General features: G+C 58.3%; 23 protein-coding genes and 2 tRNA genes. 12 read left to right on the plus strand and 13 right to left on the minus strand.

All coding sequences use genetic code 11. The features are described 5' to 3' along the window. The 5 genes from EGI20_RS08175 to EGI20_RS08195 form a co-directional block, all read right to left on the minus strand. A partial coding sequence (locus EGI20_RS08175) for an MCP four helix bundle domain-containing protein (protein ID WP_498631062.1) occupies positions 1 to 1409 on the minus strand: 1409 nt, incomplete at its 3' end. A gap of 26 nt (positions 1410 to 1435) precedes the next feature. Then, positions 1436 to 3610, minus strand: a complete 2175-nt coding sequence (locus EGI20_RS08180; RefSeq protein WP_498631063.1) for a chemotaxis protein CheA — start codon at positions 3608 to 3610, stop codon at positions 1436 to 1438. 8 nt (positions 3611 to 3618) lie between these two features. Beyond that, positions 3619 to 3924, minus strand: coding sequence for an STAS domain-containing protein (locus EGI20_RS08185; protein ID WP_498631064.1), 306 nt, complete (start codon positions 3922 to 3924; stop codon positions 3619 to 3621). A gap of 11 nt (positions 3925 to 3935) precedes the next feature. Continuing rightward, on the minus strand, positions 3936 to 5204 hold the full coding sequence (locus tag EGI20_RS08190; RefSeq protein ID WP_498631065.1) for a methyl-accepting chemotaxis protein: 1269 nt from the start codon (positions 5202 to 5204) through the stop codon (positions 3936 to 3938). 10 nt (positions 5205 to 5214) lie between these two features. Continuing rightward, positions 5215 to 5580 (minus strand): response regulator, encoded by a 366-nt coding sequence (locus EGI20_RS08195; RefSeq protein ID WP_498631066.1) that lies wholly within the window; start codon positions 5578 to 5580, stop codon positions 5215 to 5217. 380 nt (positions 5581 to 5960) lie between these two features. On the opposite strand from EGI20_RS08195, the gene EGI20_RS08200 reads away from it, so the two are divergent. After that, positions 5961 to 6542, plus strand: coding sequence for an RBBP9/YdeN family alpha/beta hydrolase (locus EGI20_RS08200; RefSeq protein ID WP_498631067.1), 582 nt, complete (start codon positions 5961 to 5963; stop codon positions 6540 to 6542). Here the strand turns inward: EGI20_RS08200 and mutL are convergent. The 6 genes from mutL to tgt all read right to left on the minus strand — a co-directional run bounded on the left by mutL (position 6526) and on the right by tgt (position 13646). Beyond that, positions 6526 to 8445, minus strand: coding sequence for a DNA mismatch repair endonuclease MutL (mutL, locus tag EGI20_RS08205; RefSeq protein WP_498631068.1), 1920 nt, complete (start codon positions 8443 to 8445; stop codon positions 6526 to 6528). The two genes, EGI20_RS08200 and mutL, sit on opposite strands and share 17 nt — an antisense overlap. After that, positions 8442 to 9089 (minus strand): DedA family protein, encoded by a 648-nt coding sequence (locus EGI20_RS08210; RefSeq protein ID WP_498631075.1) that lies wholly within the window; start codon positions 9087 to 9089, stop codon positions 8442 to 8444. The genes mutL and EGI20_RS08210 overlap by 4 nt, the downstream gene beginning before the upstream one ends. A gap of 118 nt (positions 9090 to 9207) precedes the next feature. Then, complete coding sequence (gene secF / locus EGI20_RS08215) at positions 9208 to 10143, minus strand: protein translocase subunit SecF (protein ID WP_498631069.1); 936 nt, start codon at positions 10141 to 10143, stop codon at positions 9208 to 9210. Positions 10144 to 10152: 9 nt separating this feature from the next. Beyond that, positions 10153 to 11997: a protein translocase subunit SecD gene (secD, locus tag EGI20_RS08220; RefSeq protein WP_498631070.1), complete on the minus strand. Its 1845-nt coding sequence runs from the start codon at positions 11995 to 11997 to the stop codon at positions 10153 to 10155. A 55-nt stretch (positions 11998 to 12052) separates the two neighbouring features. After that, a complete protein-coding gene (yajC, locus tag EGI20_RS08225; RefSeq protein ID WP_124734187.1) occupies positions 12053 to 12373 on the minus strand; it encodes a preprotein translocase subunit YajC in 321 nt (106 codons plus the stop codon). A 160-nt stretch (positions 12374 to 12533) separates the two neighbouring features. Further along, complete coding sequence (gene tgt, locus EGI20_RS08230) at positions 12534 to 13646, minus strand: tRNA guanosine(34) transglycosylase Tgt (protein WP_124734188.1); 1113 nt, start codon at positions 13644 to 13646, stop codon at positions 12534 to 12536. 121 nt (positions 13647 to 13767) lie between these two features. Between tgt and EGI20_RS08235 the strand changes: the two genes are divergently transcribed. The 10 genes from EGI20_RS08235 to EGI20_RS08280 all read left to right on the plus strand — a co-directional run bounded on the left by EGI20_RS08235 (position 13768) and on the right by EGI20_RS08280 (position 21526). Next, positions 13768 to 13844, plus strand: a tRNA-Val gene (locus EGI20_RS08235). 183 nt (positions 13845 to 14027) lie between these two features. Further along, positions 14028 to 15929, plus strand: coding sequence for a threonine--tRNA ligase (gene thrS / locus EGI20_RS08240; RefSeq protein WP_124734189.1), 1902 nt, complete (start codon positions 14028 to 14030; stop codon positions 15927 to 15929). 36 nt (positions 15930 to 15965) lie between these two features. Next, on the plus strand, positions 15966 to 16490 hold the full coding sequence (gene infC / locus EGI20_RS08245) for a translation initiation factor IF-3 (protein WP_124734190.1): 525 nt from the start codon (positions 15966 to 15968) through the stop codon (positions 16488 to 16490). A gap of 170 nt (positions 16491 to 16660) precedes the next feature. After that, complete coding sequence (gene rpmI / locus EGI20_RS08250) at positions 16661 to 16858, plus strand: 50S ribosomal protein L35 (RefSeq protein ID WP_124734191.1); 198 nt, start codon at positions 16661 to 16663, stop codon at positions 16856 to 16858. Between the two features lie 10 nt (positions 16859 to 16868). Then, positions 16869 to 17225: a 50S ribosomal protein L20 gene (gene rplT, locus EGI20_RS08255; protein ID WP_124734192.1), complete on the plus strand. Its 357-nt coding sequence runs from the start codon at positions 16869 to 16871 to the stop codon at positions 17223 to 17225. A gap of 114 nt (positions 17226 to 17339) precedes the next feature. Beyond that, positions 17340 to 18323, plus strand: coding sequence for a phenylalanine--tRNA ligase subunit alpha (gene pheS, locus EGI20_RS08260; RefSeq protein WP_124734193.1), 984 nt, complete (start codon positions 17340 to 17342; stop codon positions 18321 to 18323). Positions 18324 to 18342: 19 nt separating this feature from the next. After that, positions 18343 to 20703, plus strand: coding sequence for a phenylalanine--tRNA ligase subunit beta (pheT, locus tag EGI20_RS08265; RefSeq protein ID WP_498631071.1), 2361 nt, complete (start codon positions 18343 to 18345; stop codon positions 20701 to 20703). Between the two features lie 86 nt (positions 20704 to 20789). Further along, the gene (locus EGI20_RS08270; RefSeq protein ID WP_124734195.1) at positions 20790 to 21086 is read left to right on the plus strand and encodes an integration host factor subunit alpha; all 297 of its coding nucleotides are present in this window, start codon (positions 20790 to 20792) and stop codon (positions 21084 to 21086) included. Continuing rightward, positions 21073 to 21420 carry a MerR family transcriptional regulator gene (locus EGI20_RS08275; protein WP_124734196.1) on the plus strand — a complete coding sequence of 116 codons (348 nt, stop codon included), beginning with the start codon at positions 21073 to 21075 and terminating at the stop codon, positions 21418 to 21420. The genes EGI20_RS08270 and EGI20_RS08275 overlap by 14 nt, the downstream gene beginning before the upstream one ends. A 29-nt stretch (positions 21421 to 21449) precedes the next feature. Beyond that, positions 21450 to 21526, plus strand: a tRNA-Pro gene (locus tag EGI20_RS08280). A 200-nt stretch (positions 21527 to 21726) separates the two neighbouring features. On the opposite strand, the gene EGI20_RS08285 is transcribed toward EGI20_RS08280, so the two are convergent. Then, positions 21727 to 23508: a M48 family metalloprotease gene (locus EGI20_RS08285; protein ID WP_498631072.1), complete on the minus strand. Its 1782-nt coding sequence runs from the start codon at positions 23506 to 23508 to the stop codon at positions 21727 to 21729. Between the two features lie 338 nt (positions 23509 to 23846). On the opposite strand from EGI20_RS08285, the gene EGI20_RS08290 reads away from it, so the two are divergent. Next, positions 23847 to 24710 (plus strand): HNH endonuclease, encoded by an 864-nt coding sequence (locus tag EGI20_RS08290; protein ID WP_498631073.1) that lies wholly within the window; start codon positions 23847 to 23849, stop codon positions 24708 to 24710. A 432-nt stretch (positions 24711 to 25142) separates the two neighbouring features. On the opposite strand, the gene EGI20_RS08295 is transcribed toward EGI20_RS08290, so the two are convergent. Beyond that, positions 25143 to 25621, minus strand: a 479-nt coding sequence (locus EGI20_RS08295; RefSeq protein ID WP_498631074.1) for a hypothetical protein, incomplete at its 5' end; no start/stop codon positions are given.

The following is a 25621-nucleotide window of genomic DNA, read 5'->3' on the forward strand; positions in this document are numbered from 1 at the left end:
GACTGCGACAGCGACTGGGCGGTGGCGGAAACCTGGCCTGCTGCATTGGACAGCGCATCGGCCGCCGTGGTGATCTGGGCGATGGTGTCGGACAGCTTGGCGATCGTGTTGTTGATGGCAGCTGCCAGCGCGGCAAAGTCGCCCTGGTACTGCGTGGTGATGGACTGCGTCATGTCGCCCTGTTCCATTGCGGCCATCACTCGCTGTACGTCGCGAATCGGCGACACCACGGCGTCGAGGGTGTCGTTGACGCCAGTGACAATGCTGCGGAAGTCGCCCTGGTGCATGCTGGCATCGGCACGGGTGTCGAGCTTGCCTGCGACCGCCGACTCGGACAGCTGTCGGGCATCGGCAATCAGGCGGTTGACTGCCTCAATACAGGTATTCAGGTTGTTTTTCAGCAGGTTGAAGTCGCCATTGTAACTGTCGCTGATCTTGGCTGGGATGTCGCCACGGGCGATGCGCGCGACGTAGTCGGCGGCAACTTGCAGCGGGCCGATCACCGCATCCAGGGTGTCGTTGACGCCGCTGACGATGGACTTGAATTCGCCCTGATGCTTGCCGGCCTCGGCGCGGGTGTCCAGTCGGCCTTCGACGGCGGCCAGGCTCAGCAGGCGGGTGTCCGCCGCCATGGCCTGCACCGAGGTCTGGACGGCACCGACCGCGCGCACCATTTCACCCACTTCGTCGCGGTGCTGGTTCTCCAGTGTGAAGCCGAAGTCACCGGCGGCCATCTTCTTCGCGGCGCCGACGGCCTCGCCCAGCGGACGGGTGATGCTGCGTGTGATCAAGAAACCGATCAGCAGGGTCAGGGTGACCGCGATGCCGCCTAGCGCGATCAGCAGCAGCTGCGTCTGCTGTGACAGTTCTGCTGCTGCCTCGCCGGACTCATTCATCAGCTTTATCTGGTAGTCGATCAGCTCGTTCACCGCGCCGATATAGGCGGTTTGGGTGCTGCGCAGGTTTCCTTGCAGCAGCGCGGCCGCGGCCTCCCTGTTGTCGGCCTTGATCAGCTCGATCAGCTGTTCCTGATGTTCGACATAGTTGTTGCGGGCGAGCTTGATCTTGTCCAGCAAGACGACACCCTGTTCGCTGGTGATGGCTTTTTCCAGCGTGGTCAGGCGCTCGGTAATCACCTTGCGCTGTTCGGCCACAGTCGCTAGCGACTTGTCTTGTTCGGGGCCGGTGAAGATATAGGCGTTGCGCAGCTGGCGGGCGATGACGTTGATCGCGCCGATGACCTCGTTGGCCTGAACCACCTTGGGGAAGCGGTCCTGTACCGTCAGGTTGATTTCATGCGACAGCTCGGAGATGCGGGCATAGCTGGTCAGTGCCATGGCAGCGAGCAGAGCAAGGATCAGGGCATAGCCAATGGCCAGCCGCGTGCCGATTTTCAGGTTGTTCAACATGCCGTTTCTCCACGGTATGAAAATGGTCAAATTGTTGCGGCCAGCCGGGGCGAACTGCCCTTGCGTGCCTCGTGTTCTTCGTTGCGGGCCGCCCGCTGCACCAGTGCCTGTACTTCCAGAATCAGCGCCACTTCGCCGCTGCCCAGAATGGTGGAGCCGCCGATGCCGCGCAGTTGCTGGAATATTCCCGACAGCGGCTTGATCACCGTCTGGAATTCCCCCATCAGCTGATCCACCACGATGCCGGCTTTGGTGCCGGCGTACTGGACCACCACGACGCTTTCCCGCTCCGGCCTGGGGCCGTCCATCCCGAACAGCTCGCGCAGCCGGATAAAGGGCAGCACCTCGCCGCGCAGGTTGAGGAAGGCGCAGCGGCTGCTGTTTTCTTTAAGCTCGATGCACTCGATCACCGAGTCCAGCGGGATGACGTAAGTGGATTTGCCTACTCCGACCAGGAAGCCGTCGATGATGGCCAGAGTCAGCGGCAGGCGAATGGAGAAGGTGGTGCCCTGGCCCTCGCTGGAGCTGACATCGCAGCTGCCGCGCAGGCTTTGGATATTGCGCCGTACCACATCCATGCCGACGCCGCGCCCGGACAGGTTGGTAACCTGTTCGGCGGTAGAAAAACCCGGCTCCCAGATCAGATTGATGATCTCCTGATCGCTGAGAGTCTGGCTCGGCTGGATCAGGCCTTTTTCGACCGCCTTGTCAAAAATCTTGTCGCGTGGCAGGCCGGCGCCGTCGTCCCTGACCTCGATCACGATGCTGCCGGAGTCGTGGAAGGCATTGAGCGCGACGGTGCCGCAGCGCGGCTTGCCTTGCGCTTCGCGCATGGCGGCCGGTTCGATGCCGTGGTCCATCGAGTTGCGCACCAGGTGCATCAGCGGGTCGCCGATCTTCTCGACCACCGATTTGTCCAGCTCGGTGTCGGCGCCGGAAATCTTCAGCTCGATTTCTTTGCCCAGTTCGCGCGAGACATCGCGCACCACGCGGTTGAAGCGGTTAAAGGTCTCGCCGATCTGTACCATGCGTAGCTGCAAGGCCGCATCGCGGATGTTTTCCACCAGTCGCGACAGGATGGAGGTGGTCTCGACCAGCTGGCTTTGTCCGCTTTTTGTGGCCAGCAGATTGGCTGAGGCGCCGGCGATCACCAGTTCGCCCACCAGATCGATCAACTGGTCGAGCTTGTCAGCCTGCACCCGGATCAGGCGGGCCTCGACCGCTTTTTTCTCGCTGACCTGACTTTGCCGGCTGATGGCCGCTTCGACCACTTCCTTGTGTACGACTTTCTGCTCGATCAGGATTTCGCCGATCTGGGGCGGGGCGAGCGGGGGCGTTTCGCCAGTGCGCGCAGCATGTTGTACAGCCAGACCCTGTTGCAGTTCGGCTTCGGTCAGTGCACCGCAGCGCACCAGGATCTCGCCCAGGCGCATTTCGTCTTCCGGCAGTTTGCCGATCAGCTCGATATAGGCGGCCAGCCGGCTTTGTGGCGGCAGAATGTGCAGTTCGCATTCATCGCGGCAGAAATCGAACACGTTTTCGATGGTGGCTTTGTCGGCATGGGTGCTCAACCTGACCTCGAAACCGAGGTAGCAGGATTCCGGGTCCATGTCTGCCGCCGGCGGCATCGCATCGGGCACCGTCTCCAGTGCGACGACTTCGCCCAGCGAGCCCAGATAACGGATAAAGGCCAGCGGATCCAGTCCGCCGCGCATTACATCGGGGCCGAAGCGCACCGAGACATGCCAGACATCTCCGTCAGTTGAGGGCTCGGAGGTGGCGGGGATGGCTTCGGCCTGCACGGCCGGGGCGGGCATGCCGCTGCGGGCAGCCAGTTCGGCCAGCAGCAGGCTGCCGGCTGCCTGCACATCATCCGGCGGTTCGGCCTTGCCCGACTCGAGCACGCCCATCAGCAGGTTCAGGTGGTCGCAGCAGCGCAAAAGCAGGCTGTCCAGCGTATCCGATACCTGAATCTCGCCATTGCGCAGCCGGTCGAGCACATTCTCCACCTTATGCATGAAGCCTTCGATAAAGTGGCACTCGATCACACCCGATGCGCCCTTGATGGTGTGTGCCGCACGGAAGATGCTGTTGATATTGTCCCTGTCGTCCGGCCGCTGCTCAAGCTCGAGCAGGCCGTTCTCCAGCGCGAGCAACTGCTCGCGCCCTTCCTGGATAAATACGCTGGTCAATTCATCCATGGTGAGCCTCAGTTCTGTCGGTTTGCTGCCGGCTGCGCTTCATCGCCGAGCAGGGTATCGAGGCGGCAGAATGCCAGCGTCTGGCGCAGACTGTCGTTGCAGCCGCGGATATGCAGCGTCTTGCCTTGCCGGTCGGCTTCGCGCCGGGCGAGCAATAGCAATTGCAGCCCCGCGCTGTCCATTTCGGCAACCTGTTCCAGATCCAGCTCCAAGTGAGCGGCGCGTTCGAGCGCATCCACTAGCTGCGGTTTGAGTGCGTGTGCATTTTCGATTACCAGATCCTGGCTCAGGGTCAGTTGTACCGTATCGCCCATCTGTCGCTCCTTCAGAACAGCTCGATCTTGGCGGAATCCGTTTCGCGCGGGCCGCCATCCTGCAGCGCCTCGCGGTGGGTCGTGCGCTGCGAGGCCATGACATAAGAGGCGTACAGTGCCTCTAGTCGCTCATCCAGCGGGGTGTAATGAAAGTCTTGGTCGCGCGCGGCCAGCATGCGTGCCGACAGGTGTTCGCAGTGCTCATCCAGCCGGATCAGCGCCTGCTGTACCTGCTCGATCTGCTGGCGGGTGATGTCCTGGAACTGCACGCTGGCCAGCGCTTCCATGAACATGCCGGCCAGCTCGTTGCTGGCACCTCGCACCGTTTCCAGTACATGCATGTCCTGTTCGAGCAGGCTCTGATAGCCGGCGCCCAGGCTGGAGAGCTGGGTGGAGAACTGGCCCAGCGCCAGCCGTTCCTCGTCGATCTTGCTGTGCGAGATCTTGTCTTGGAACTGCTGGCGGATCGAATCGCTGACCGCATGGATGCCGTCATTGATCTTGCCGACGGCAGCATCGGTCGCGGTCGAGAGTTTGCGCACCTCATCAGCAACCACCGCGAAGCCGCGCCCGGCTTCGCCGGCACGTGCAGCCTCGATTGCGGCATTGAGCGCCAGCAGGTCGGTCTGGCCGGAAATCTGCTTGATCAGGGTTACCAACTGGCCCAGCTCTTCGGTCTCGCCGGCGATGGCCTCGATGCGCTGGCGATCCTGGGCTACCTCGTCCATGCGCTCGCGGATATAGATTTCCATGCGTGAAATCAGCTGTGTGTTTTCGGAAATATTATGCTCTGACAGGCTGACGATCTCGCTGGAGCGTCCGGCCGTGTCGGTGACAAAGCTGTCCAGCCGGGTGACGACCACGTCGATGGCTTGCAGGCGTTCGGTGATATCGAAGGCGGCCTGTTCGGTTTCCTGGCTGATATGGGCCAGTTGCTGGCGCAGCACTTCGTTGTACTGGCGCACGCTCTGTAGTTCGCGTGCGATCTCCGTATTCATGGCCTCTGCATCGTTAAGCTTGCCGGCCAGTTCCGGGTCCGGCCCGGCCAGACCAAACTGCAGGTCACGATAGAACGCCAGCGATAGGGCATGCTGCGCGAGGAAGGCCAGCATCACGATCAGGAAAACACCGATACCGTCGCCTACGCTCGGGCTGATGCCTAGTCCGGGCAGGAAAGTCTGGTGGAAGTCGTCATGAAAGAAGTAGATGACAAAGGCTGCGCTGCTGGCTACGAGCAAGGCCACCAGCAGGGTGCGCTTCATAAGGTCGCCGAGCGACATGGTGATTCCTTTAGCGAAGAACCATGCCGATGGTTTTGAGCAGTTCGTCCGCCGTGGCCGGCTTCACGATCCAGCCAGTGGCGCCAGCGGCCTTGGCTTCCATCTTTTTCGTCTGCTGTGATTCGGTGGTGAGCAGCAGGATGGGGATAAAACGGCAGTTGGGCAGCTTGCGCACTTCCTTGATCAGCTCGATGCCATTCATGCCCGGCATATTGAGGTCGGTCAGCAGCAGGTCGGCCTTGGCGCCGGCCTTGAGTTTGCGCAAGGCTTCTTCCGCGTTGCTGGCCTTGTCGGTGGCAAAGCCGGCTTTGCCGAGGATATTGGAGATGCTCAGCAGAATGGTGGCCGAATCATCCACCAGGAAGATGGTTTTCACTTTATTTGACTCCGGCGTGACTCAAAATTAGGGAGCTTGGAAAGCTGTATATGCGGTTCAATTTTACATGAATAGATATGCATATAAAACTTATTGTGAATATGTTTTATTTTTAAATAAACATTTGTTGTACGGGTGGAACTGCTTGTGACACCGCGCTGATCCAGCTGGCGGCAGGGGCAAATATTGCGGGTAGCAATGTGCACAGGCAGGGGGGGGCGGGCAGGTCAAGGCCGTGACAGCGGAAGTGAATGGCAGGGCAAGAACAGGGAGATGTTTTATATTCTTATTGGATATTTGAATTTAGGTTTATATTCTTTTTTGAGCTGGCTCATGCATGAAATAATGGCGTATCAATATCCGTTGCTACAGGTGCAGCCATGCAGGCATTTTCTGGACAATTCGATTTCCTGATCCAGCCGGGCTGGAACAATTCCGCGCCCGAACACTGGCAGAGTCATTGGCAGCAGTTATTGGCGGCGCGCCGGGTGTGCAACAGCGACTGGGCGCGCCCGCTGCGCCGCGACTGGCTCGCGGGGCTGCATCAGGCGATAGGTGAGGCGAAGAAGCCGGTGGTGGTGATCGCACACAGTCTGGGCTGCATTGCGCTCGCGCATTATGCGCGGCTTTATCCGCAGGCAATTGTCGCTGCCTTGCTGGTGGCGCCTGCCGATGTCGAGCGCCCCGATGCGCCACCGGCCTTGCAGGACTTCGCACCGCTGCCGCTGGCCCCCTTGCCGTTTCCGGCATCTGTCGTGGCCAGCCGCACCGATCCCTTCTGCCGTGCCGAGCGCGCCCAGTATCTGGCGGATCACTGGGATGTGCCGATCCATTGGCTGGATGACGCGGGCCATATCAATGTCGCCTCTGGCCACCATCAATGGCCGGAAGGGCTGGCGAGTCTGGAGGGGGTGTTGGCGCAACTGGCAGCGCAGGGTGGCGCGCTTACTGCCCGCGCATAAACAGCTTGTCCAGGTCGCGCATGGTGAGCCGCGTCCAGGTCGGGCGGCCGTGGTTGCACTGGCCGGAGCGCTCGGTGGCCTCCATGTCGCGTAGCAGGGCGTTCATTTCGGTCAGCGTCAGCTGGCGGTTGGCGCGCACGGCACCGTGACAGGCCATGCCAGCCAGTAGTTCATTGCGCCGCTCGGTCAATACCGCACTCATGCCGTGTTCGCGTACATCTTTGAGTACCGCGCGCGCCAGTTCGACCGCATCGCCGTCTTTCAGCCAGATGGGGACGCCGCGTATGGCAATCTGTGTGGGCGACAGCGGTGCCAGTTCTATCCCCAGCTTTTGCATCGCCTCGCCGTGCTCCTGCGCGCAGGCCGCTTCAAAACGATCCGCCCCGAAGGAGACTGGCAGCAGCAGGGGCTGCATCGGGATGACATCGCTTTCCAGTGCATTTTTCAGCCGCTCATACACAATGCGCTCGTGGGCGGCATGCATGTCGACCAGGACCAGCCCATCTACCGCCTGCGCCAGAATATACACGCCGTGCAATTGCGCCAGCGCAAAGCCCAGCGGCGGAATGCCGTCCCCGTTGTCTGGTGCTGGCGGGGGCGGTGTGAATGGTGCCGGATCTGTCACCGACTGCGCGGCGGTGGCGCGCTCTTCGTCACGCAGACCGGTAAACAGCTTGTCGTAAACGCCGACCGCCTCGCGTGCCACCGCGAGCGGAATGCGTTGCTGCTCGAAGCGCGGCGCAAACGGGGTGTGGCTGCGTGGCGGACTATCGGTGCGCACAGGCGGAAATAAGGGCGCGGTGGCCGGTGTGGGGTTGACCGGCATGCTAATGGCCGTGGGAACTGGCTTGCTACTCTCGTCTGCCGGTACTGCTGCTACGCTGGCATTGGGTGTGGCGGCCGTGGCATTGTTGCCGGCGCTGGCGGCCAGCGCCTTGTGCACGCTATGAAACAGAAACTGGTGGATGGCCTGGCTTTCGCGAAAACGCACCTCGATCTTGGTCGGGTGGACATTGACGTCGACACCGGCCGGATCCAGCGTGAAAAACAGGGCGTAAGCCGGGTGGCGCTCATGATGCAGCACGTCGCGGTAGGCCTGGCGTAGCGCATGCTGTGCGGTCTTGTCGCGTACAAAGCGGCCGTTGACGTAGAAATACTGTGCGTCGCGGCTGGCTTTGGAAAAGGTGGGGGATGCCACCAGGCCGCGCAGGCTCAAGCCTGCCGCTGCGCTGTCTATGATTAGCGAGGCATCGACAAAGTCGCGACCCAAGATGGCACCGACGCGGTCGGCCAGGCTTTGTGCCGGCAGGCGGCTGACCACCTTGCCGTTGTGGCGCAATATCATCTCGACCCCGGGGTGGGCCAGGGCGATGCGTTCGAAGGTGGCTGCACAATGGGCGTATTCGGTGGCCTCGCTCTTGAGGAATTTGCGCCGCGCCGGCGTGTTGAAATACAGGTCCACCATCTCGACCGAGGTGCCCTCGGGGTGGGCTGCCGGCTCGACCGGATGCAGCGTGCCATCGATGGCGACAATCTGGTGGGCGTGGGGCTCGCCTTGCGGCCGGCTCACCAGTGTCAGGCGCGACACCGAGGCTACGCTGGCCAGCCCTTCGCCGCGAAAACCCAGCGTCGAGACTTGTTCCAGATCGTCCAGCGACGCAATCTTGCTGGTGGCGTGCCTGTCCAGCGCCAGCGCCAGATCATCCGCCGCGATGCCTGAACCGTTGTCGCTGACGCGGATCAGCTTGATGCCGCCTTGCGCCAGATCGACGCTGATCTTGCTCGCCCCCGCGTCCAGGCTGTTTTCCAGCATTTCCTTCAAGGCAGATGCCGGGCGTTCGACCACTTCGCCGGCGGCGATCTGGTTGACCAGATGGTCGGACAGCTTCTGTATGCGTTTCATTGTGCTGCCTGCTTGCTGGCGGCGCGCTTGTGGCGCCAGAACTCGATCACACCGGGCAGGATGGAGACGAAGATAATGCCGAAGATCAGCAGCGTCAGGTTCTTTTTAACGATGGGCATATTGCCGAAGAAGTAGCCGGCGTAGCCGAAACTGCTTACCCATAGCACCGCACCGGTGACATTGTAAAAGGCGAAATGGCGGTAGCCCATCTTGCCGATGCCGGCCACAAAGGGCGCGAAAGTACGCACGATGGGCACGAAGCGGGCGAGGATGATGGTTTTGCCTCCATGCTTTTCATAGAAAGTATGGGTTTTGGCCAGGTACTCGGGACGGATCAGCTTGGGGTAGCGTGCCGCCAGCTTTTCACCAAAGTAGCGGCCGATGGCGTAGTTGACCCCGTCGCCGATAATCGCCGCGCAGATCAATAGCGCCACCATGGCGTGGATATTCATTTCACCCATGGCGGCCAGTGCGCCGGCGACAAACAGCAGCGAGTCACCGGGCAGGAAAGGCGTGACCACCAGCCCGGTTTCGCAAAACACGATCAAAAACAGGATGGCGTAGATCCACGGCCCGTAGGCGGCGGCAAGTTCAGCCAGATGCACGTCGATGTGCAGGATAAAGTCGATGACGAATTGAATCAGTTCCATAAGGGGCTTTCCGGTTTGCTTGCCGCAAGGCTCGGTCTGGGGCCAAGCCTTCCGGCAAACACAGAGGTGAAAAAGGGCCGGCTAGGCCGGCCCTTGTCTGCGATTGGGTGAATCAGACCACCGCTTCCTGCTTCTGTTTGGGCGGCTTGATCATGTGTTCGCGCTTGATGCCCAGCCATAGCGCCAGGGGGCTTGCCACTAGTACCGACGAGTAGATGCCGAACACGATGCCGATGGTCAGTGCCATGGCAAAGCCGTGCAGGGCAGGGCCGCCGAACAGCAGCATGGACAGCACCATGGTCTCGGTCGAGCCGTGGGTGATCATGGTACGGCTCATGGTCGAGGTGATGGCGTTGTCGATGACTTCGGCCGTGCTCTTGTTGCGCATGCCCGGCTTGCGGAAGTTTTCGCGGATACGGTCGAATACCACCACCGACTCGTTGACCGAGTAGCCCAGCACCGCCAGTATGCCGGCCAGTACCGTCAGCGAGAACTCCCACTGGAAGAAGGCAAAGCAGCCGAGGATGATCACCACGTCGTGCATGTTGGCAATGATGGCCGATACGGCAAAGCGCCATTCAAAGCGCAGCGCCAGATAGGCAATAATGCCCAGGCATACCATGGTCAGCGCGATCAGACCGTGGGAGACCAGTTCGGCACCGACCGACGGGCCGACAAACTCGACTTTGCGCAACTCGACCTGCGTATCGCCGGCTTTGAGTGTGTTCAACACCTGGTTGGACAGTTGCGCCGAGCTGATGTCTTTTTTCACCGGCAGGCGGATCAGTACGTCGCGACTGCTGCCCAGGCTCTGCACCTGTGCCTCGCCCAGTTTCAGGCTATCCACGCGTGGGCGGATGTCCTTCAGGTTGGCCGACTGCGCGTACTGCACCTCCATCACCGTACCGCCGGTGAATTCGACGCTGAGGTTAAGCCCCTTGCTGAACAGGAAGAACACGGCAAGGATAAAGGTCACCAGCGAAATCGCGGTGGTGAGCTTGCCGTAGCTCATGAACGGGATATCCCGTTTGATGCGGAAAAGCTCCATGGTAGTCCCTTACTTGGTTTCCGGTTTCCAGATCTGACCGACCGAGATCGAGGTCAGGCGGCGCTGGCGTCCATACCACAGATTCACGAAGCCGCGTGAAACCAGCACGGCCGAGAAAATGGAGGTCAGGATGCCCAGACAGTGCACGACGGCAAAGCCGCGTACCGGGCCGGAACCGAAGATCAGCAGCGCAAGGCCGGCGATCATGGTGGTGACGTTGGAGTCGAGAATCGTCGACCAGGCATGGGCGTAGCCGGCCTGGATGGCCGAGTGCGGCGGCATGCCGTTGCGTAGTTCTTCGCGTACCCGCTCGTTGATCAGTACGTTGGCGTCAATCGCCATGCCCAGCGTCAGCGCGATAGCGGCGATACCCGGTAGCGTCAGTGTCGCCTGCAGCATGGACAAAATGGCTACCAACATCAGCACGTTGACACCCAGCGACAGTACCGAGATCACGCCGAAGACGCGGTAGTAGATCACCATGAATACGGCGATGGCGGCAAAGCCCCACAAGGTGGAGTTAAAGCCCTTCTCGATGTTTTCCTTGCCCAGGCTTGGGCCGACGGTGCGCTCTTCGATAATCTGCATCGGTGCCGCCAGCGAGCCTGCGCGCAGCAGCAAGGCGGTATCGTTGGCTTCGGCCGAGTTCATCGAACCCGAGATCTGCACGCGGCCACCGCCGATTTCGGCGCGGATGACCGGTGCGGTCACGACTTCGCTCTTGCCTTTTTCTACCAGAATCATCGCCATGCGCCGGCCGATGTTTTCGCGCGTTACATCGCGGAAGATGCCGGCACCGGTCGAGTCGAGGTTGATGCTGACAGCCGGGGCGCCGTTTTCGTCGAAGGTCGGCTGGGCGTCGTTGATATTGTCACCGGTCAGTTCGACATCCTTCTTCACCAGGATTTTCTGCGGGCCGCGCGAAGTCAGCTCGTCCAGTAGCTCGTAGCCGGCCGGCGGGTTGCCTGCCAGTGCTTCGGCCACTTTGGCGTTGTCGTCTTCCACCATGCGGACTTGCAAGGTGGCGGTACGCCCCAGGATGTCCTTGGCCTTGGCGGTGTCCTGCACGCCGGGCAACTGCACCACGATACGGTTCGGGCCGGCTTGCTGGATCACCGGTTCGGCGACGCCCAGTTCGTTGACACGATTGTGCAAGGTGGTGATGTTCTGCTTGACGGCATCGGATTCGATACGGGTGATCTCTTCCGGTTTGAGCGTAAGCAGCAGGCGGAAGTTGGTGTCATCCGCTTTGATGGTCAGGCCGGGCAGGGTGCGCACAATGGCTTTTTCTGCCGCGGCCAGCGTTTCAGCATCTCTTAGCTGTACGTCCAGCGTGGTGCCGGTACGGCGGATATTGCCATAGCGGATTTTCTTGTCTTTAAGTTCGCGGCGGATATCGCCGGCGTAGCGTTCCATTGTCTTGTCGGTCGCGGCTTTCATATCCACTTCCAAGAGGAAGTGCACGCCGCCCCTGAGGTCAAGACCGAGGAACATCGGGTTGGCATGTATCTTGGTCAGCCATTGTGGCGATGCAGCCAGGAGGTTGAGCGCAATAATGTAGTTGTCGCCCAGTGCCTGCTGGATGACGTCACGCGCCTTGATTTGCGTGTCGGGATCCTTGAAGCGGACTTTCAGGCTGCCGTTGTCGAGATAGAGACCATCCGCTGCGATCTGATGGCTTTTGAGGGCCTCTTCCACGCGCGCCATAACGGCTGTGTCGACCGGTATCGACTGGCGTGAGCTGGAGATCTGTACAGCCGGTGTCTCGCCGTAAAAGTTGGGCAGCGTATAGATCGTCGATACGATCAGGGCCACCGCGATGACGAGGTATTTCCAGAGCGGGTAGCGATTCATGGGGAGGGTACTAGGCAAAAAGCAGGCCGCGACAAAGGCGGCCTGCTCCTGGGGTTTACAGGGACTTCATCGTGCCTTTTTCCAGCTTGGCCGCTACGGCGCCACGCTGGATGGTGATTTCCACACCGCTGGTGATTTCCAGTGTCAGGTACTGGTCGGTGACTTTGGTCACGCGCCCTATCATGCCGCCCTGGGTAACGACTTCATCGCCCTTTACGATCTCGGACAGCATTTTCTGCTGTTCCTTCATGCGTTTCTGTTGCGGGCGAACCAGCAAGAACCAGAACAGCACGAAGATCACGATCATGGGCAGGAACTGCATGATATCGAAGCCGGCTACAGCGGCGTCTGCTGCATAGGCAGGGGCAATAAACATCTGTGAACTCCCTCAGGTAGTGTCAGGCCGGAATACGGATAGACCGGTGATTGTAACGATGACGCGATGCTTTTCCAACCGCGATGGTGGCGGATAGATAAGCGCTATCCGACCCGTCATGTCATGACGGGTTCCATCGGCGTCAATTTATTGTTTTGATTCAGGCGCCGCGGGCACGCTTTTCGTGGAAGGACGCACGCCAGTCTTCGAAGCGATCCGCGTCGATTGCATCGCGCATTTCCTGCATCAGTTCCTGATAGTAATGCAGGTTGTGGATGGTATTGAGGCGGGCACCGAGGATTTCGCCGGTACGGTGCAGGTGGTGCAGGTAGGCGCGGCTGAAGTTGCGGCAGGCATAGCAGCTGCATTCTTCATCCAGTGGTGCATGGTCCAGCTTGTGGCGTGCGTTCTTGATCTTGATGTCGCCGTAGCGGGTGAAAATCCAGCCGTTGCGTGCGTTGCGGGTCGGCATGACGCAGTCGAACATATCAATGCCGTTGGCTACGCCTTGTACCAGGTCTTCCGGTGTGCCGACGCCCATCAGATAGTGTGGTTTTTCTGCCGGCAGCATGTCGCGCATTTCTTCCAGCATGCGATACATCTCGGGCTTGGGCTCGCCGACCGACAGGCCGCCGATGGCGATGCCGTCAAAGCCGATTTCCATCAGACCTTCCAGCGACTTCTGGCGCAAATCGGTATAGAGGTTGCCCTGCACAATGCCGAACAGGGCATTCGGGTTGTTCAGATCGTCAAAGGCCTGACGCGAGCGCGCCGCCCAGCGCAAACTCATCTGCATCGAGCTTTCTGCCGTCTTGTGGTCAACCTGACCTGGGGTGCATTCATCCAGTTGCATGACGATGTCGGAGTTGAGCACCGTCTGGATCTTCATCGAGATCTCGGGCGACAGGAACAGCTTGTCGCCATTAACCGGGCTGTGGAAGGTGCAGCCTTCTTCGGTCAGCTTGCGCAGGGCGCCGAGGCTGAATACCTGAAAGCCGCCGGAGTCGGTCAGTATCGGTTTGTCCCAGCCCATAAAACCGTGCAGGCCGCCGAACGATTCGATGACTTCCAGTCCCGGGCGCAGCCACAGGTGGAAGGTATTGCCAAGGATGATCTGGGCGCCGATTTCATTCAGTTCCAGCGGGCTCATCGCCTTGACCGAGCCGTAAGTGCCGACCGGCTGGAAAACGGGGGTTTCCACCGTACCGTGGTTGAGTTCCAGTGTGCCGCGGCGTGCGCCGCCCGATGTTTTGTGCAGGGTAAACTTGAGCATGGGTGCAAATCTTGTGCAAAATCAACGCGCCAGTATAGCGCAAAGCCGGCTTTTCAAGTTTTTCGGATAAAATCCTTGCCAAGTCGTGCCGGAATGATTAATATCTGTGTCTCAGATTTACAGGCGGTTAGCTCAGCTGGTTAGAGCGCCACGTTGACATCGTGGAGGTCGCTGGTTCGATTCCAGTATCGCCTACCAAAAATATTCGCATGGAGCTTCAGGTGGATATGTCCAGCACAACCACTACCCTTTAAACTCGTTACCTTCGAGCCTTGGGTTGCTTCATGATAAAAAGCGCGGCTCGGCCGCGCTTTTTTTTATTCTTTTTTCCAATGCATGCTCGCCCTGTGGCGCATTTCCTTATCTAAAGTTGGAGTTGCGATGCCTGATATCCGCCTGCCAGACGGTTCTGTTCGTTCTTTCGATGCCGCTGTTACTGTTCATGAAGTCGCCGCATCCATCGGCACCGGTCTTGCGCGCGCTGCGCTGGCTGGGCGTGTAGATGGCGAGCTGGTTGATACTTCTTTTTTGATCGAAAAAGACGCGAGTCTGGCGATCATTACCGATAAAGACGCCGACGGCCTGTCGGTGATCCGCCATTCGACCGCCCACTTGCTGGCGTATGCCGTGAAAACCCTGTTCCCGGATGCGCAGGTGACCATCGGGCCGGAAATCGAAAACGGTTTCTACTACGACTTCAGCTACAAGCGCCCGTTTACGCCGGAAGACTTGCTGGCGATTGAAAAGAAAATGGCCGAGCTGGCCAAGCAGGATATCCCGGTCGAGCGCCTGACCATGGGGCGTGACGAGGCTGTTGCCTACTTCAAGAGTATCGGTGAGGCGTACAAGGCCGAGATTATCGAGTCCATTCCGCAGGGCGAGGTGCTCTCGCTGTATAAGGAAGGCGACTTTACCGACCTGTGCCGTGGTCCGCACGTGCCGTCGACCGGCAAGCTCAAGGTGTTCAAGCTGATGAAGCTGGCTGGTGCTTACTGGCGCGGCGACAGCAAGAACGAAATGCTGCAGCGTATCTACGGTACGGCCTGGGCCAAGAAAGAAGATCTGGCGGCTTATCTGCATATGCTGGAAGAGGCGGAAAAGCGCGACCACCGCAAGCTGGGCAAGGTGCTGGATCTCTTCCATCTGCAGGACGAGGCGCCGGGCATGGTGTTCTGGCATCCCAAGGGCTGGAACCTGTGGCAGAACATTGAGCAGTACATGCGCAAGACGCTGGATGCGGCCGGTTACCAGGAAATCCGCACCCCGATGATGATGGACCGCTCCTTGTGGGAGAAGTCCGGCCATTGGGAGAACTACCGCGACAATATGTTCACCACCGAGTCGGAAAAGCGTGACTATGCGGTGAAGCCGATGAATTGCCCGGGGCATGTGCAGGTATTCAATCAGGGTTTGCGCTCTTATCGTGATTTGCCGCTGCGTCTGGCCGAATTCGGCGCCTGCCACCGCAACGAGCCGACCGGTGCCTTACACGGCCTGATGCGCGTGCGCGGCTTCGTGCAGGACGATGCGCATATTTTCTGTACCGAAGAACAGGTCAATGCCGAGGCGCAGGCTTTTAACGAGCTGACCATGGCGGTGTATCGGCATTTTGGTTTCGATAATGTCGCCATCAAGCTGTCTTTGCGTCCGGAGAAGCGTGCCGGTTCCGATGAGGTGTGGGATAAGGCCGAGCAGGGCCTGCGCGATGCGCTGTCTGCTTGCGGCGTAGAGTGGGAAGAGCTGCCGGGCGAGGGTGCGTTTTATGGCCCCAAGATCGAATACCATATCAAGGATGCGCTGGGTCGCTCCTGGCAGTGTGGTACGCTGCAGCTGGATTTCGTGCTGCCGGAGCGTCTGGATGCCGAGTATGTGACCGAAGAAAACGGCCGCAAGCGTCCGGTGATGCTGCATCGCGCCATCCTGGGTTCGCTCGAACGCTTTATCGGCATTCTGATCGAAAACCATGCCGGTGCATTCCCTCTGTGGCTGGCGCCGGTGCAGATGGTAGTGATGAATATCACCGAAGCGCAGGCCGATTATGCGACCGAGGTGGTCGAAACATTGAAGAAGCAAGGCTTCCGCGTCGATCTTGACTTGAGAAACGAGAAGATCGGTTATAAAATCCGCGAGCACAGTCTGCAGAAGTTGCCGTATCAGATTATTGTCGGCGACAAGGAAAAGGCAGAAGGACTGGTGGCCGTACGGGCACGTGGCGAAGACTTGGGGCAACTCACGCTTTCCGCGTTTATCGACCGGCTCAAGGCAGAAATGCCAGCAGCCTGAATCGGCACCAGCACGATAGATTAATGTATAGGAGATTTGGCCATAGCTCAGGAACGCGAACCACGGATTAACGGCGAGATTACCGCTCGCGAAATTCGTTTGGTAGGTAATGAAGGTGAGCAGCTCGGTATTGTGAGTCTGCGCGAGGCACTGGCACTTGCTGAAGAGCAGGATGTTGACTTGGTAGAGATTTCTCCCAATGCGCAACCGCCGGTTGTGAAGTTGATGGACTACGGCAAGTTCAAGTACGAGCTGTCCAAAAAGCGTCAGGAAGCCAAGTCCAAGCAGAAGCAGATCCAGATCAAGGAAGTCAAATTCCGTCCTGGCACCGATGATGGCGACTACAACGTCAAGATGCGTAACCTGATTCGCTTCCTGGAAGATGGTGACAAGGCCAAGATTACCTTGCGCTTCCGCGGTCGCGAAATGGCGCACCAGGATATCGGTCTTGCGCTGCTGCGCCGTGTCGAGGCAGATCTGCTCGATATCGGTGTGGTTGAGCAGTTTCCGCGCCTTGAAGGTCGTCAGATGGTCATGATGATTGCCCCGAAAAAGAAATAATCGGGTATAATCATCATCTTGACGCGACAGGCTAGTCCTGTCGCGTTGGTTTTATAGCCCTCTGCGGGCTATTAAAAGCGTGATGTATGGGTTCCCAAGTGTCAGGCAGGCTTAGGTTTGCCGGTCCACCTTGCATCTAATCTAACTCAGTTTCAGCAGGAGTCTTCCTAATGCCGAAGATGAAAACCAAGTCGGGCGCCAAAAAGCGTCTGAAGGTTCTGGGCAATGGTGGTGTCAAGCGTTCTTACGCTTTCAAGCGTCACATCCTGACCAAGAAGACCACCAAGACCAAACGTCAGTTGCGCGGTACTACCATGGTAGATGCCAGCAATATGCCGTCTGTTCGTGCAATGTTGCCCTACGCCTAAGGAGTTATAAATGCCACGTGTAAAACGCGGTGTCACCGCTCGCGCCCGTCACAAGAAAATCCTCGCTCTGGCGAAAGGCTATCGCGGCCGTCGCAAGAACGTCTACCGCGTTGCCAAGCAAGCGGTAATGAAAGCTGGACAGTACGCTTATCGTGACCGTCGTCAGAAAAAGCGTCAGTTCCGCCGTCTGTGGATTGCCCGTATCAACGCCGCTGCGCGTGAATGCGGTCTGTCCTACAGCAAGTTCATGAACGGCCTGAAGAAAGCCGCTATCGAGATCGACCGTAAGGTTCTGTCCGATATGGCTATCTTCGACAAGCCGGCTTTTGCCCAGATCGTCGAGATCGCAAAAACCAAGCTTGCTTAATCGCCAGATGATTTAAAGGGAGGCTTAAGCCTCCCTTTTTTTCGTAAAACTTTCCAAGAACGCTGACCAGACGCCCAAGCGTGTGGTCAGTTTTCTTCACATTGGATCCCGATAATGAACAACGTGGATGTGATTCTCGAGTCGGCACTATCGGCGCTGGCGACGGTGGCTGATCTGGTCGAGCTGGAACAGGTCAAGGCAAAATATCTGGGTAAAAGCGGCGAGCTGACCGGCTTGCTCAAGCAGTTGGGTGCGCTGGCACCGGACGAGCGCAAGAGCGCCGGTGCGGTGATCAATGCCGCCAAGCAGGCATTTGAAGCCGCGCACAATGCGCGCCGCGATGCGATCAATGCCGCCAAGCTCGAGCAGCAGCTGGCTGCCGAAGCGCTGGATGTCACCATGCCCGGTCGCGGCATGGGCACGGGTGGCCTGCATCCGGTGACGCTGACGCTGGAACGCATTACCGAGTTGTTCCGCTCCATGGGCTTTGAGGTGGCCGACGGCCCGGAAATCGAGACCGATTTCCACAACTTCCAGGCGCTGAATATTCCGGAAGACCACCCTGCGCGTGCCATGCAGGATACCTTCTATGTGGAAGGCGGCGATGTGCTGCGTACCCACACCTCGCCGATCCAGGTGCGTTACATGCTGGACAATCAGCCGCCGATCAAGATTATCGCGCCGGGCCGTGTTTATCGCGTCGACTCCGATGCCACGCACTCGCCGATGTTCCACCAGATGGAAGGGCTGTGGGTGGACGAGGATGTCAGCTTTGCCGACCTGAAAGCCACCATCACCGACTTCCTGCGCCGCTTCTTCGAGCGCGAAGACCTGCAGGTGCGTTTCCGTCCATCGTTCTTCCCGTTTACCGAACCGTCGGCCGAAATCGACGTGCTGGGCGAGAAGGGCTGGCTGGAAGTAGGCGGCTGCGGCATGGTGCACCCGAATGTATTGGCCAATGTCGGCATCGATGCCGAGCGTTATACCGGCTTTGCCTTCGGTATCGGTCTGGACCGCTTTGCCATGCTGCGCTATGGCGTGAACGATCTGCGTCTCTTCTTCGAGAACGATCTGTCCTTCCTTAAACAGTTCAACTGAGCGCGGAGCCGACAAGACTATGCAATTTTCCGAACAGTGGCTGAGAAGCTGGGTCAATCCGTCGATTTCCAGCGATGAACTCTCTTATTTGCTGACCATGGCCGGCCTCGAGGTCGAGGAAACCACGCCTGCTGCACCGGTGTTCTCCGGTGTCGTGGTGGCCGAAGTCAAGGAAGTGGTCAAGCACGAAAACGCCGATCGTCTGCGCGTGACCAAGGTCGATGTGGGTACGGGCGAACTGGTGCAGATCGTTTGCGGCGCACCCAATGTGGCCGTCGGTCTGAAAGTGCCGTGTGCCATGTCCGGTGCCGTCCTGCCTGGCGACTTCAAGATCAAGCCGACCAAGATGCGTGGCGTCGAGTCCAACGGTATGTTGTGCTCGGGCAAGGAGCTGGGTGTGCCGGACGAGGTGGACGGCTTGCTGGTGCTGCCGGCCGATGCGCCGGTCGGTAGCAGTATCCGCGACTATCTGGGGCTGGACGACACGCTGTTCACCCTGAAAATTACCCCTAACCGTGCCGACTGCCTGTCGATCAAGGGTCTGGCGCGCGAAGTGTCCGCGCTTACAGCCACCGCACAGCAGCCGTTTGCCATTGCACCGGTTGCAGCCGTGCATGACGAAGTGCGCACGGTGAAACTGGCTGCTGGCAAGGCTTGCGGGCGCTATATCGGCCGTGTGCTGAAAAATGTCGATGCGGCAGCGGCGACGCCTGAGTGGATGCGCCGTCGTCTTGAACGCTCCGGCTTGCGTTCCATCTCGGCCATTGTCGATATCACCAACTATGTGCTGCTTGAACAGGGTCAGCCCATGCACGCTTTTGACCTGGCCAAGGTCGATGGCGGCATTACCGTGCGCTTCGCGCAAGCGGGCGAAACGCTGGTCTGTCTGAATGAAAAAGAAGTCGCGCTTGCGCCTGACTCCATGGTCATTGCTGACGACAGCAAGGCGCTGGCGATTGCCGGCATCATGGGGGGGCTGGACAGTGGTGTGACTACCGCCAGTCGCGACATTTTCCTTGAGAGCGCATTCTTTGCACCGGAAGCCATTGCCGGCAAGGCGCGGACGCTGGGTTTCGGTTCGGATTCTTCCTTCCGCTACGAGCGCGGGGTGGATTTTGAACTGCAGCGCGATGCGATGGAGCGTGCGACGGCATTGGTGCTGGAAATTTGCGGCGGCGAAGCCGGGCCGCTGATTGAGGCGGTGGGCGGATTGCCGGTGCGCAATGATGTGATGGTACGCACCGCACGCGTCGCGCGGGTGTTGGGCATTTCTCTGTCGGCTGACGAAATTGGCCAGACCCTGTCGCGTCTGGGGTTGCCGTATCAGGCCTCTGCGGAAGGTTTTGCCGTTGCCGCGCCTAGCTTCCGTTTCGATATCGAGATCGAAGTGGATCTGATCGAAGAAATTGCCCGCGTCTATGGCTACGATGCCATTCCGTCTGATGCGCCACGCTCGCGCCAGTCCATGTTGCCGCTGCCGGAAAACCGCCGCCCGCGTGCGGCTGTGCGCCACTTTATGGCCGGTCGCGATTATCAGGAAGTGGTCAGCTACGCCTTTGTCGAAGAAAAGTGGGAAGCCGATTTTGCCGCCAACCTCGACCCGGTGCGCCTGATTAATCCGATCGCCAGCCAGATGAGCGTGATGCGCTCGACGCTGATCGGCGGTCTGGTCGATGTGCTGTCGTCCAATATCAACCGCAAACAGCCGCGCGTGCGTGTGTTTGAGGTGGCGCGCGTGTTCTCCAAGGCCGAAGGCGGCTTCGCCCAGCCGGAAAAGATTGCAGCGCTGGCCTGGGGGCCGCGTGTGGCCGAGCAATGGTCGCTCAAGGCCGAGCGTGTCGACTTTTATGATGTGAAGGCCGATGTCGAAGCCTTGCTGGCGCCGCGCCGGCCAAGCTTCCGTGCCGCAACGCATGCCGCGCTGCATCCGGGCCGTTGTGCCGAGGTGTTGCTGGATGGTCAAGTGATCGGCTTGATCGGTGAGCTGCACCCGCGCTGGGTGCAGGCTTATGACCTGCCATCGGCACCGGTGCTGTTCGAGATCGACTTTGCCGCTGCGCAAGGTGTGGTGCCGGTGAAGGCGCAGGCGGTTTCGCGCTTCCAGGCGGTGCGTCGCGACCTGGCTTTGCTGGTGGATGAGCGCGTTGAAGTTGAGGCCATGCTGGAGAGCTTTGCCCGTGCCTCAAGCCCTATCGTGAGCGAAGTGGCGCTGTTCGATGTGTATCGCGGCAAGGGCGTGGAAGAGGGCAAGAAGAGCCTGGCCTTCCGCATCCAGTTGCAGGACATGACGCGCACGCTGACCGACGAGGATGTCGAGCCGGTGATTGCCGCCATGCTGTCTGCCGTTGCTGCCGATCATCAGGCAAGCCTTCGCGCCTGATATCCTGTATCCTGTTGTTTTCCCGAAGTATTCCCCCGCCTGCGAGCGGGGGATGATTTTGTTATCGTTGTTTCTGAGGTGTGTTCATGACTTTGACCAAAGCCGAGTTGGCCGACCTGTTGTTTGACCGGGTGGGCTTGAACAAGCGCGAAGCCAAGGACATGGTGGAATCGTTTTTTGAGGAAATCCGTGTCGCCCTTGAAGTCGGAGACAGTGTCAAGCTGTCCGGCTTCGGTAATTTTCAACTGCGCGACAAGCCGCAGCGTCCCGGACGTAACCCCAAAACCGGCGAGGAGATTCCCATCACCGCGCGCCGTGTGGTAACGTTTCATGCAAGTCAGAAACTGAAGGGCATGGTTGAACAGAATAATGACAACTGTTGAACTGCCGGCAATCCCGGCCAAGCGTTACTTCACCATTGGTGAAGTGAGTGAACTGTCGGGGGTCAAACCCCATGTGTTGCGTTACTGGGAGCAGGAGTTTCTCCAGCTGGGCCAGATCAAGCGCAGGGGTAACCGTCGCTACTACCAGCATCAGGAAGTGCTGCTGATCAGGCGCATTCGTGGCCTGCTGTACGATGACGGTTTTACTATCCAGGGCGCACGTCAGCGCCTGCAGCAGCAAAGCGGGGCGCCGGCGACGATGACTGCCGGCGAGGTGCGCAAAGAGCTGCAATCCATCCTGGCTTGGCTTGATTTGGGTATTGGCAAGGATTGATTTACCCAATATAATAGCCGCTCTTTAGTCGGGGTATGGCGCAGTCCGGTAGCGCACTTGCATGGGGTGCAAGGGGTCGTAGGTTCGAATCCTACTATCCCGACCAACAGAATCAAGAACTTAGGCTATCCATCTGGATGGCCTTTTTTCTTGCCTGCTTGATATGTCTGTTTTGGGTTACTTTCTGGGTTACTTTTGGCTGATGGCAGGAATATAGGCATAAGGTGGTCATGGGGTCTCATGATCACATTGCTGAATGAGGGGTGTGTCCGGATTTTTGTGCAAATCTGACATTGCACTGCATCGCTAACCGTCTCCGATTTCCTTTAACTTCTTTTCGGCGGCGTCTGAACCCAACTTGGCGGCCTTCTCCAGCCACTGTCTTCCCTTGGATGGATTTATATCAGTACCCATGCCATCAAGATATGCGATACCCAGACGGGTCATTGCTTTGATATGGCTATGGTTTGCTGCCGTAAGATAGAGGTCAAATGCTTTGTTATGATTTTTGGGGGCTCCTATCCCTTTCTCAAATATTTCACCCAAGGCTGCCATTGCCTCAACTGACCCCTGGCGAGAAAGTTGCTCAATCTGCTCTCTCGCATTTGCAATGTAGCGCTGAGCTTCAGGTGTCATGCGCTTCTCTCTCGCCGCCAACATCATGCCCAGCCTGAGCAGCGCAATTGGATAACCACTATCGGCTGATTTTCGCATCAAGCGCAGGCCCTCATTTACGTCTTTGTTGGCACCAAACAGCCCAAAGAAGCGGACGGTAGCAAGATTGTAAATGGCATCAAGTTCGCCGGTGTCGGCAGCACGCTGAAGAAGGTCTAATGCAAGTCTTTCATCTTTCTCTACACCTTTCCCATGTGCATAGGCGGCTCCAAGGCCATTCATGGCGTCTGGCTCCCCTCGGTCAACTCCCTGCTGTAAGAGTTTTGCGGCCTTCGAGAGATCGAGCTGGAGTCCACCTATTCCATGCTGATATGCATATGCGAGCATAACAAGAGCAACCCGCTGATCTTTCATCGAGGTCTTGGCGAGTTCAACCCCTTTAGTAAACTTCCCTTGCTGGAAGTAGATTCTCGCTAGTTGCGCTTGGATTCGGGTGTTCTTCGGATTCTTTTTGTAGGCAGCCGAACATGGCGGTAATGCTTGTTCCACGTCGATATATCCAATATGTGCTTTTCGTATATCGCGCTCGGAGACATCTTCGAAGGATGCGTATCTATCGCATCGCTGAGCATCGGTCTTATCTGTTTCCGCCCATTTGCTGGCGTGCTGAGCATCCTCTTTTAGCGATGAACTGGCGCGGGCTATTATTTGCTGGGCCTCTGGGCTACTTGCAATCTTTATCTTGAAAAGCTCAGCCCGTTCATCCCATCCAGGGTGGCTATCAAAGAACCATCCGCCGCCGCCGTGCCCGAGTTGGCTGAAACGTTCTGCCAGTTTGATTGAACCTGTCGGATTGAGTCCGGCTGCAAGTATGTATTGAAATCCCAGATCATCAGCCTCCCGTTCCTGATCTCGGTCGAACTTTCTCGAAGCAAGAGCTTCGCCGAGTTGGCCCAAATCGAGCCCAAGTCCACCCACACCGTACTTCTCCTGAATGTTATATTCCAGGGCAATACTAGCAACTAGGCCAATCAGGCCGATTATTGCATTTCTATTTTGTGTAGCAGATTCATGATGCTTAACGTGGTGCGCGAATTCGTGGCCGATGACAGCAGCAGCCATGTCAGGGTCGCCATCCGCCAAGCGCAGCATGCCCAGCGTAACGCCAACAACTTCGCCTTTAGAGCTAGTCGATGCAAAGGCATTCGGTTCAGGGTCACCGCAAATGATTAAATTTGGGGAGGTCCCAGCAACCTGCGCGATTTTCTCCTTTGCGTCATGGAACGCACGAACCTGAGCAAGGGTTACCTCGTTCGTGCCCTGATTCTTGTCCTTCAGCGGAATTTTCAGATATGACGGCCGATCAGATAGGGATTTGACGATATTGTCGGCGTCCCATGACATCTCGCAAACACCTGCATTCGCCATCAAAGGGATGCAACAATTTGCGAACAAAAATAGTAGTCGTTTCATAATTGCTCCAAAATCAGCTTCCACCTGAAGCCGGTGACGCGTCCTCTATTTTCAAATTATTTTCAATCGCTTATGATTATTTGTGCCAGATAGTACAGATCAGGATGGAATTGTGACGCCAGCGCTTGCTGGATATGCTGTGCGACACTTTGCGCGTAAGACATTACATCCTAGTATCAAATAACAGCATGTCAATTGGGTGCGTCGTTTCTGGCGTTTTCTTCCTCTGCGCCATTCGTATGAAATGGGGGCGGCCGAGGTTACCTACCAAGCCCGTCAGGTCGGGGTTATGCAAGAAATCCGGTAAAGTGTAGGCATAAATAGCTCTGGAGCTTAATGTGGACGTTGAAATCCCCCGTTTTCAGATTGGTCAGACATATAGCCGCCGGTATGAAATAACCGGTCGTTTTGGTGGTAGTGGGCAAAGTGGTATTGCGCCGTCACGACAGGCCCCAGTGGTGTTTCTGTTTACGGGTAGCTCAGGCGAGCAATATGGCTATGCTGATGACTTCGATGAAAAAACCGAGTGCCCGAGCTACACCGGCGAAGGGCAGGTTGGTGACATGCAGATGAAGAGTGGCAATCTAGCGATTGCCACGCATGCCTCCACTGGGCGGGCTCTGCATGTGTTCGAAACCCTGGGCAAGGGCAAACCGTGTCGTTACCTTGGGGAATATGTCTACGCATCACACGAGGTGAAGCGCGGCCCGGACAAGAATGGTGATGAACGGAATGTGATTGTGTTTCTGCTGATGGCTGTTGCCGGGAAGCGGCTTGAGACACAGGAAGAAGAGGCAGTGCTTAACTCTGATATTGCACTTTTTGCGGGAGCTAGCCTGGCCGACCTACGACATGCGGCGATTGCGGCCTGTCAGCCACAGGAAACAACCAAGCCGCCGCAAGAGTCTGTGCGTATTGCCTATCAGCGCAGTGCGCGGGTGAAGCGATATGTGCTGGCGCGGTCGGAAGGTGTGTGTGAACTGTGTGACAATCCCGCGCCCTTTGTCCGAAAAAGTGACGGCACACCCTACTTAGAGCCCCATCATATTAACCGACTGTCCGATGGAGGGCTGGACCACCCACAGTTTGTCGGCGCCATCTGCCCTAGCTGCCATCGTGAAATCCATTTTGGTGTGAGTGGCCAAGCGTTGAACGAGCTGCTGCGGGCTAAAGTCCACGAACGGGAAGCGAAGATGATTTGAAGCTCATCAAGAGAAAGCAGTAGCCAGGGGTCGCCCTGTTTGGCTACTAATCCTTCTCAGAGTACTGAATGTTGGCGGCCACAAAGCACACCAGTAAAATCCCTGACAACACTTCACAATCGTGCTCGCGCGCTATGGCGCGAGGCATTGGCATGCCTTGATGCCATCCAGAGTTTGTTCTGGACGCCTTGGAGCAGGCGCTGTGGGCACGTCAGCCAACGCGGGATGCGCTGTCCATCACAGTGACCGCGGCTCGCAATATGTATCGATCCGCTATACCAAACTCCCTCGGATGTCAGGCTGCGTTATCCGTCTTTTCGCTGTAGCGTAAACAGGCTGATCAGTTGGGTCAGTTGGGCACGCTCAGCGCGTGCCTGGTGGCGATAGAGGCCATGACGAGTGGCGTTACCACTGCTGTTGGCTTTGCCGGCTTCACTGGTTGGGCCGGTGGATTTCTCCCACGGCCGCCATTGCCGGATCAGTTCTGCCTGCTTCGCCCGCCGCTCCGGCGTCCAGCCATTCGCTTTGCTCATTTTGGGTTTCCAATAGTTCGTTTGACTGCCTGCCAGATTTTTTTCCGCGCGCGGGCGCGTGGTTGTTGACCTGCTGCGGCCCGTGCGCAATGTTGGCTTGCCGGGCAAAGACCTTGGGCGCCGGGTTCTTGATCTCGGCCAGCGCTTCGACAGTGGCACGACACTGCGCCTGCGCCTTTAGCGCCAGCTTGAGTTCCAGTTCTCTGGCCTTGTCGTGTTTGGCTGCCAGTGCGCGCCGGGCCTGATCCTGAAATAGCAGATTCAGGGTGACGGCCTGAGCCGCCAGCATCTGTTCCAGCGTCTCCAGATTGCCGGCCACCACCTGTTTGGCTACCGCCGCAATGGCACTGGCACAGCCGGGCACATCGACATTTTCCT

This window comes from Aquitalea sp. S1-19 (genome assembly GCF_024343515.1).

Coding starts and splice junctions, on each gene's coding strand:
- rpmI (WP_124734191.1), top strand. CDS start 16,661: ATGCCGAAGATGAAAACCAAGTCGGGCGCCAAAAAGCGTCTGAAGGTT.
- EGI20_RS08275 (WP_124734196.1), top strand. CDS start 21,073: ATGACAACTGTTGAACTGCCGGCAATCCCGGCCAAGCGTTACTTCACC.
- EGI20_RS08285 (WP_498631072.1), bottom strand. CDS start 23,508: ATGAAACGACTACTATTTTTGTTCGCAAATTGTTGCATCCCTTTGATG.
- EGI20_RS08185 (WP_498631064.1), bottom strand. CDS start 3,924: ATGGGCGATACGGTACAACTGACCCTGAGCCAGGATCTGGTAATCGAA.
- tgt (WP_124734188.1), bottom strand. CDS start 13,646: ATGCTCAAGTTTACCCTGCACAAAACATCGGGCGGCGCACGCCGCGGC.
- EGI20_RS08190 (WP_498631065.1), bottom strand. CDS start 5,204: ATGTCGCTCGGCGACCTTATGAAGCGCACCCTGCTGGTGGCCTTGCTC.
- EGI20_RS08180 (WP_498631063.1), bottom strand. CDS start 3,610: ATGGATGAATTGACCAGCGTATTTATCCAGGAAGGGCGCGAGCAGTTG.
- EGI20_RS08200 (WP_498631067.1), top strand. CDS start 5,961: ATGCAGGCATTTTCTGGACAATTCGATTTCCTGATCCAGCCGGGCTGG.
- EGI20_RS08270 (WP_124734195.1), top strand. CDS start 20,790: ATGACTTTGACCAAAGCCGAGTTGGCCGACCTGTTGTTTGACCGGGTG.
- mutL (WP_498631068.1), bottom strand. CDS start 8,445: ATGAAACGCATACAGAAGCTGTCCGACCATCTGGTCAACCAGATCGCC.
- secD (WP_498631070.1), bottom strand. CDS start 11,997: ATGAATCGCTACCCGCTCTGGAAATACCTCGTCATCGCGGTGGCCCTG.
- pheT (WP_498631071.1), top strand. CDS start 18,343: ATGCAATTTTCCGAACAGTGGCTGAGAAGCTGGGTCAATCCGTCGATT.
- secF (WP_498631069.1), bottom strand. CDS start 10,143: ATGGAGCTTTTCCGCATCAAACGGGATATCCCGTTCATGAGCTACGGC.
- rplT (WP_124734192.1), top strand. CDS start 16,869: ATGCCACGTGTAAAACGCGGTGTCACCGCTCGCGCCCGTCACAAGAAA.
- pheS (WP_124734193.1), top strand. CDS start 17,340: ATGAACAACGTGGATGTGATTCTCGAGTCGGCACTATCGGCGCTGGCG.
- yajC (WP_124734187.1), bottom strand. CDS start 12,373: ATGTTTATTGCCCCTGCCTATGCAGCAGACGCCGCTGTAGCCGGCTTC.
- thrS (WP_124734189.1), top strand. CDS start 14,028: ATGCCTGATATCCGCCTGCCAGACGGTTCTGTTCGTTCTTTCGATGCC.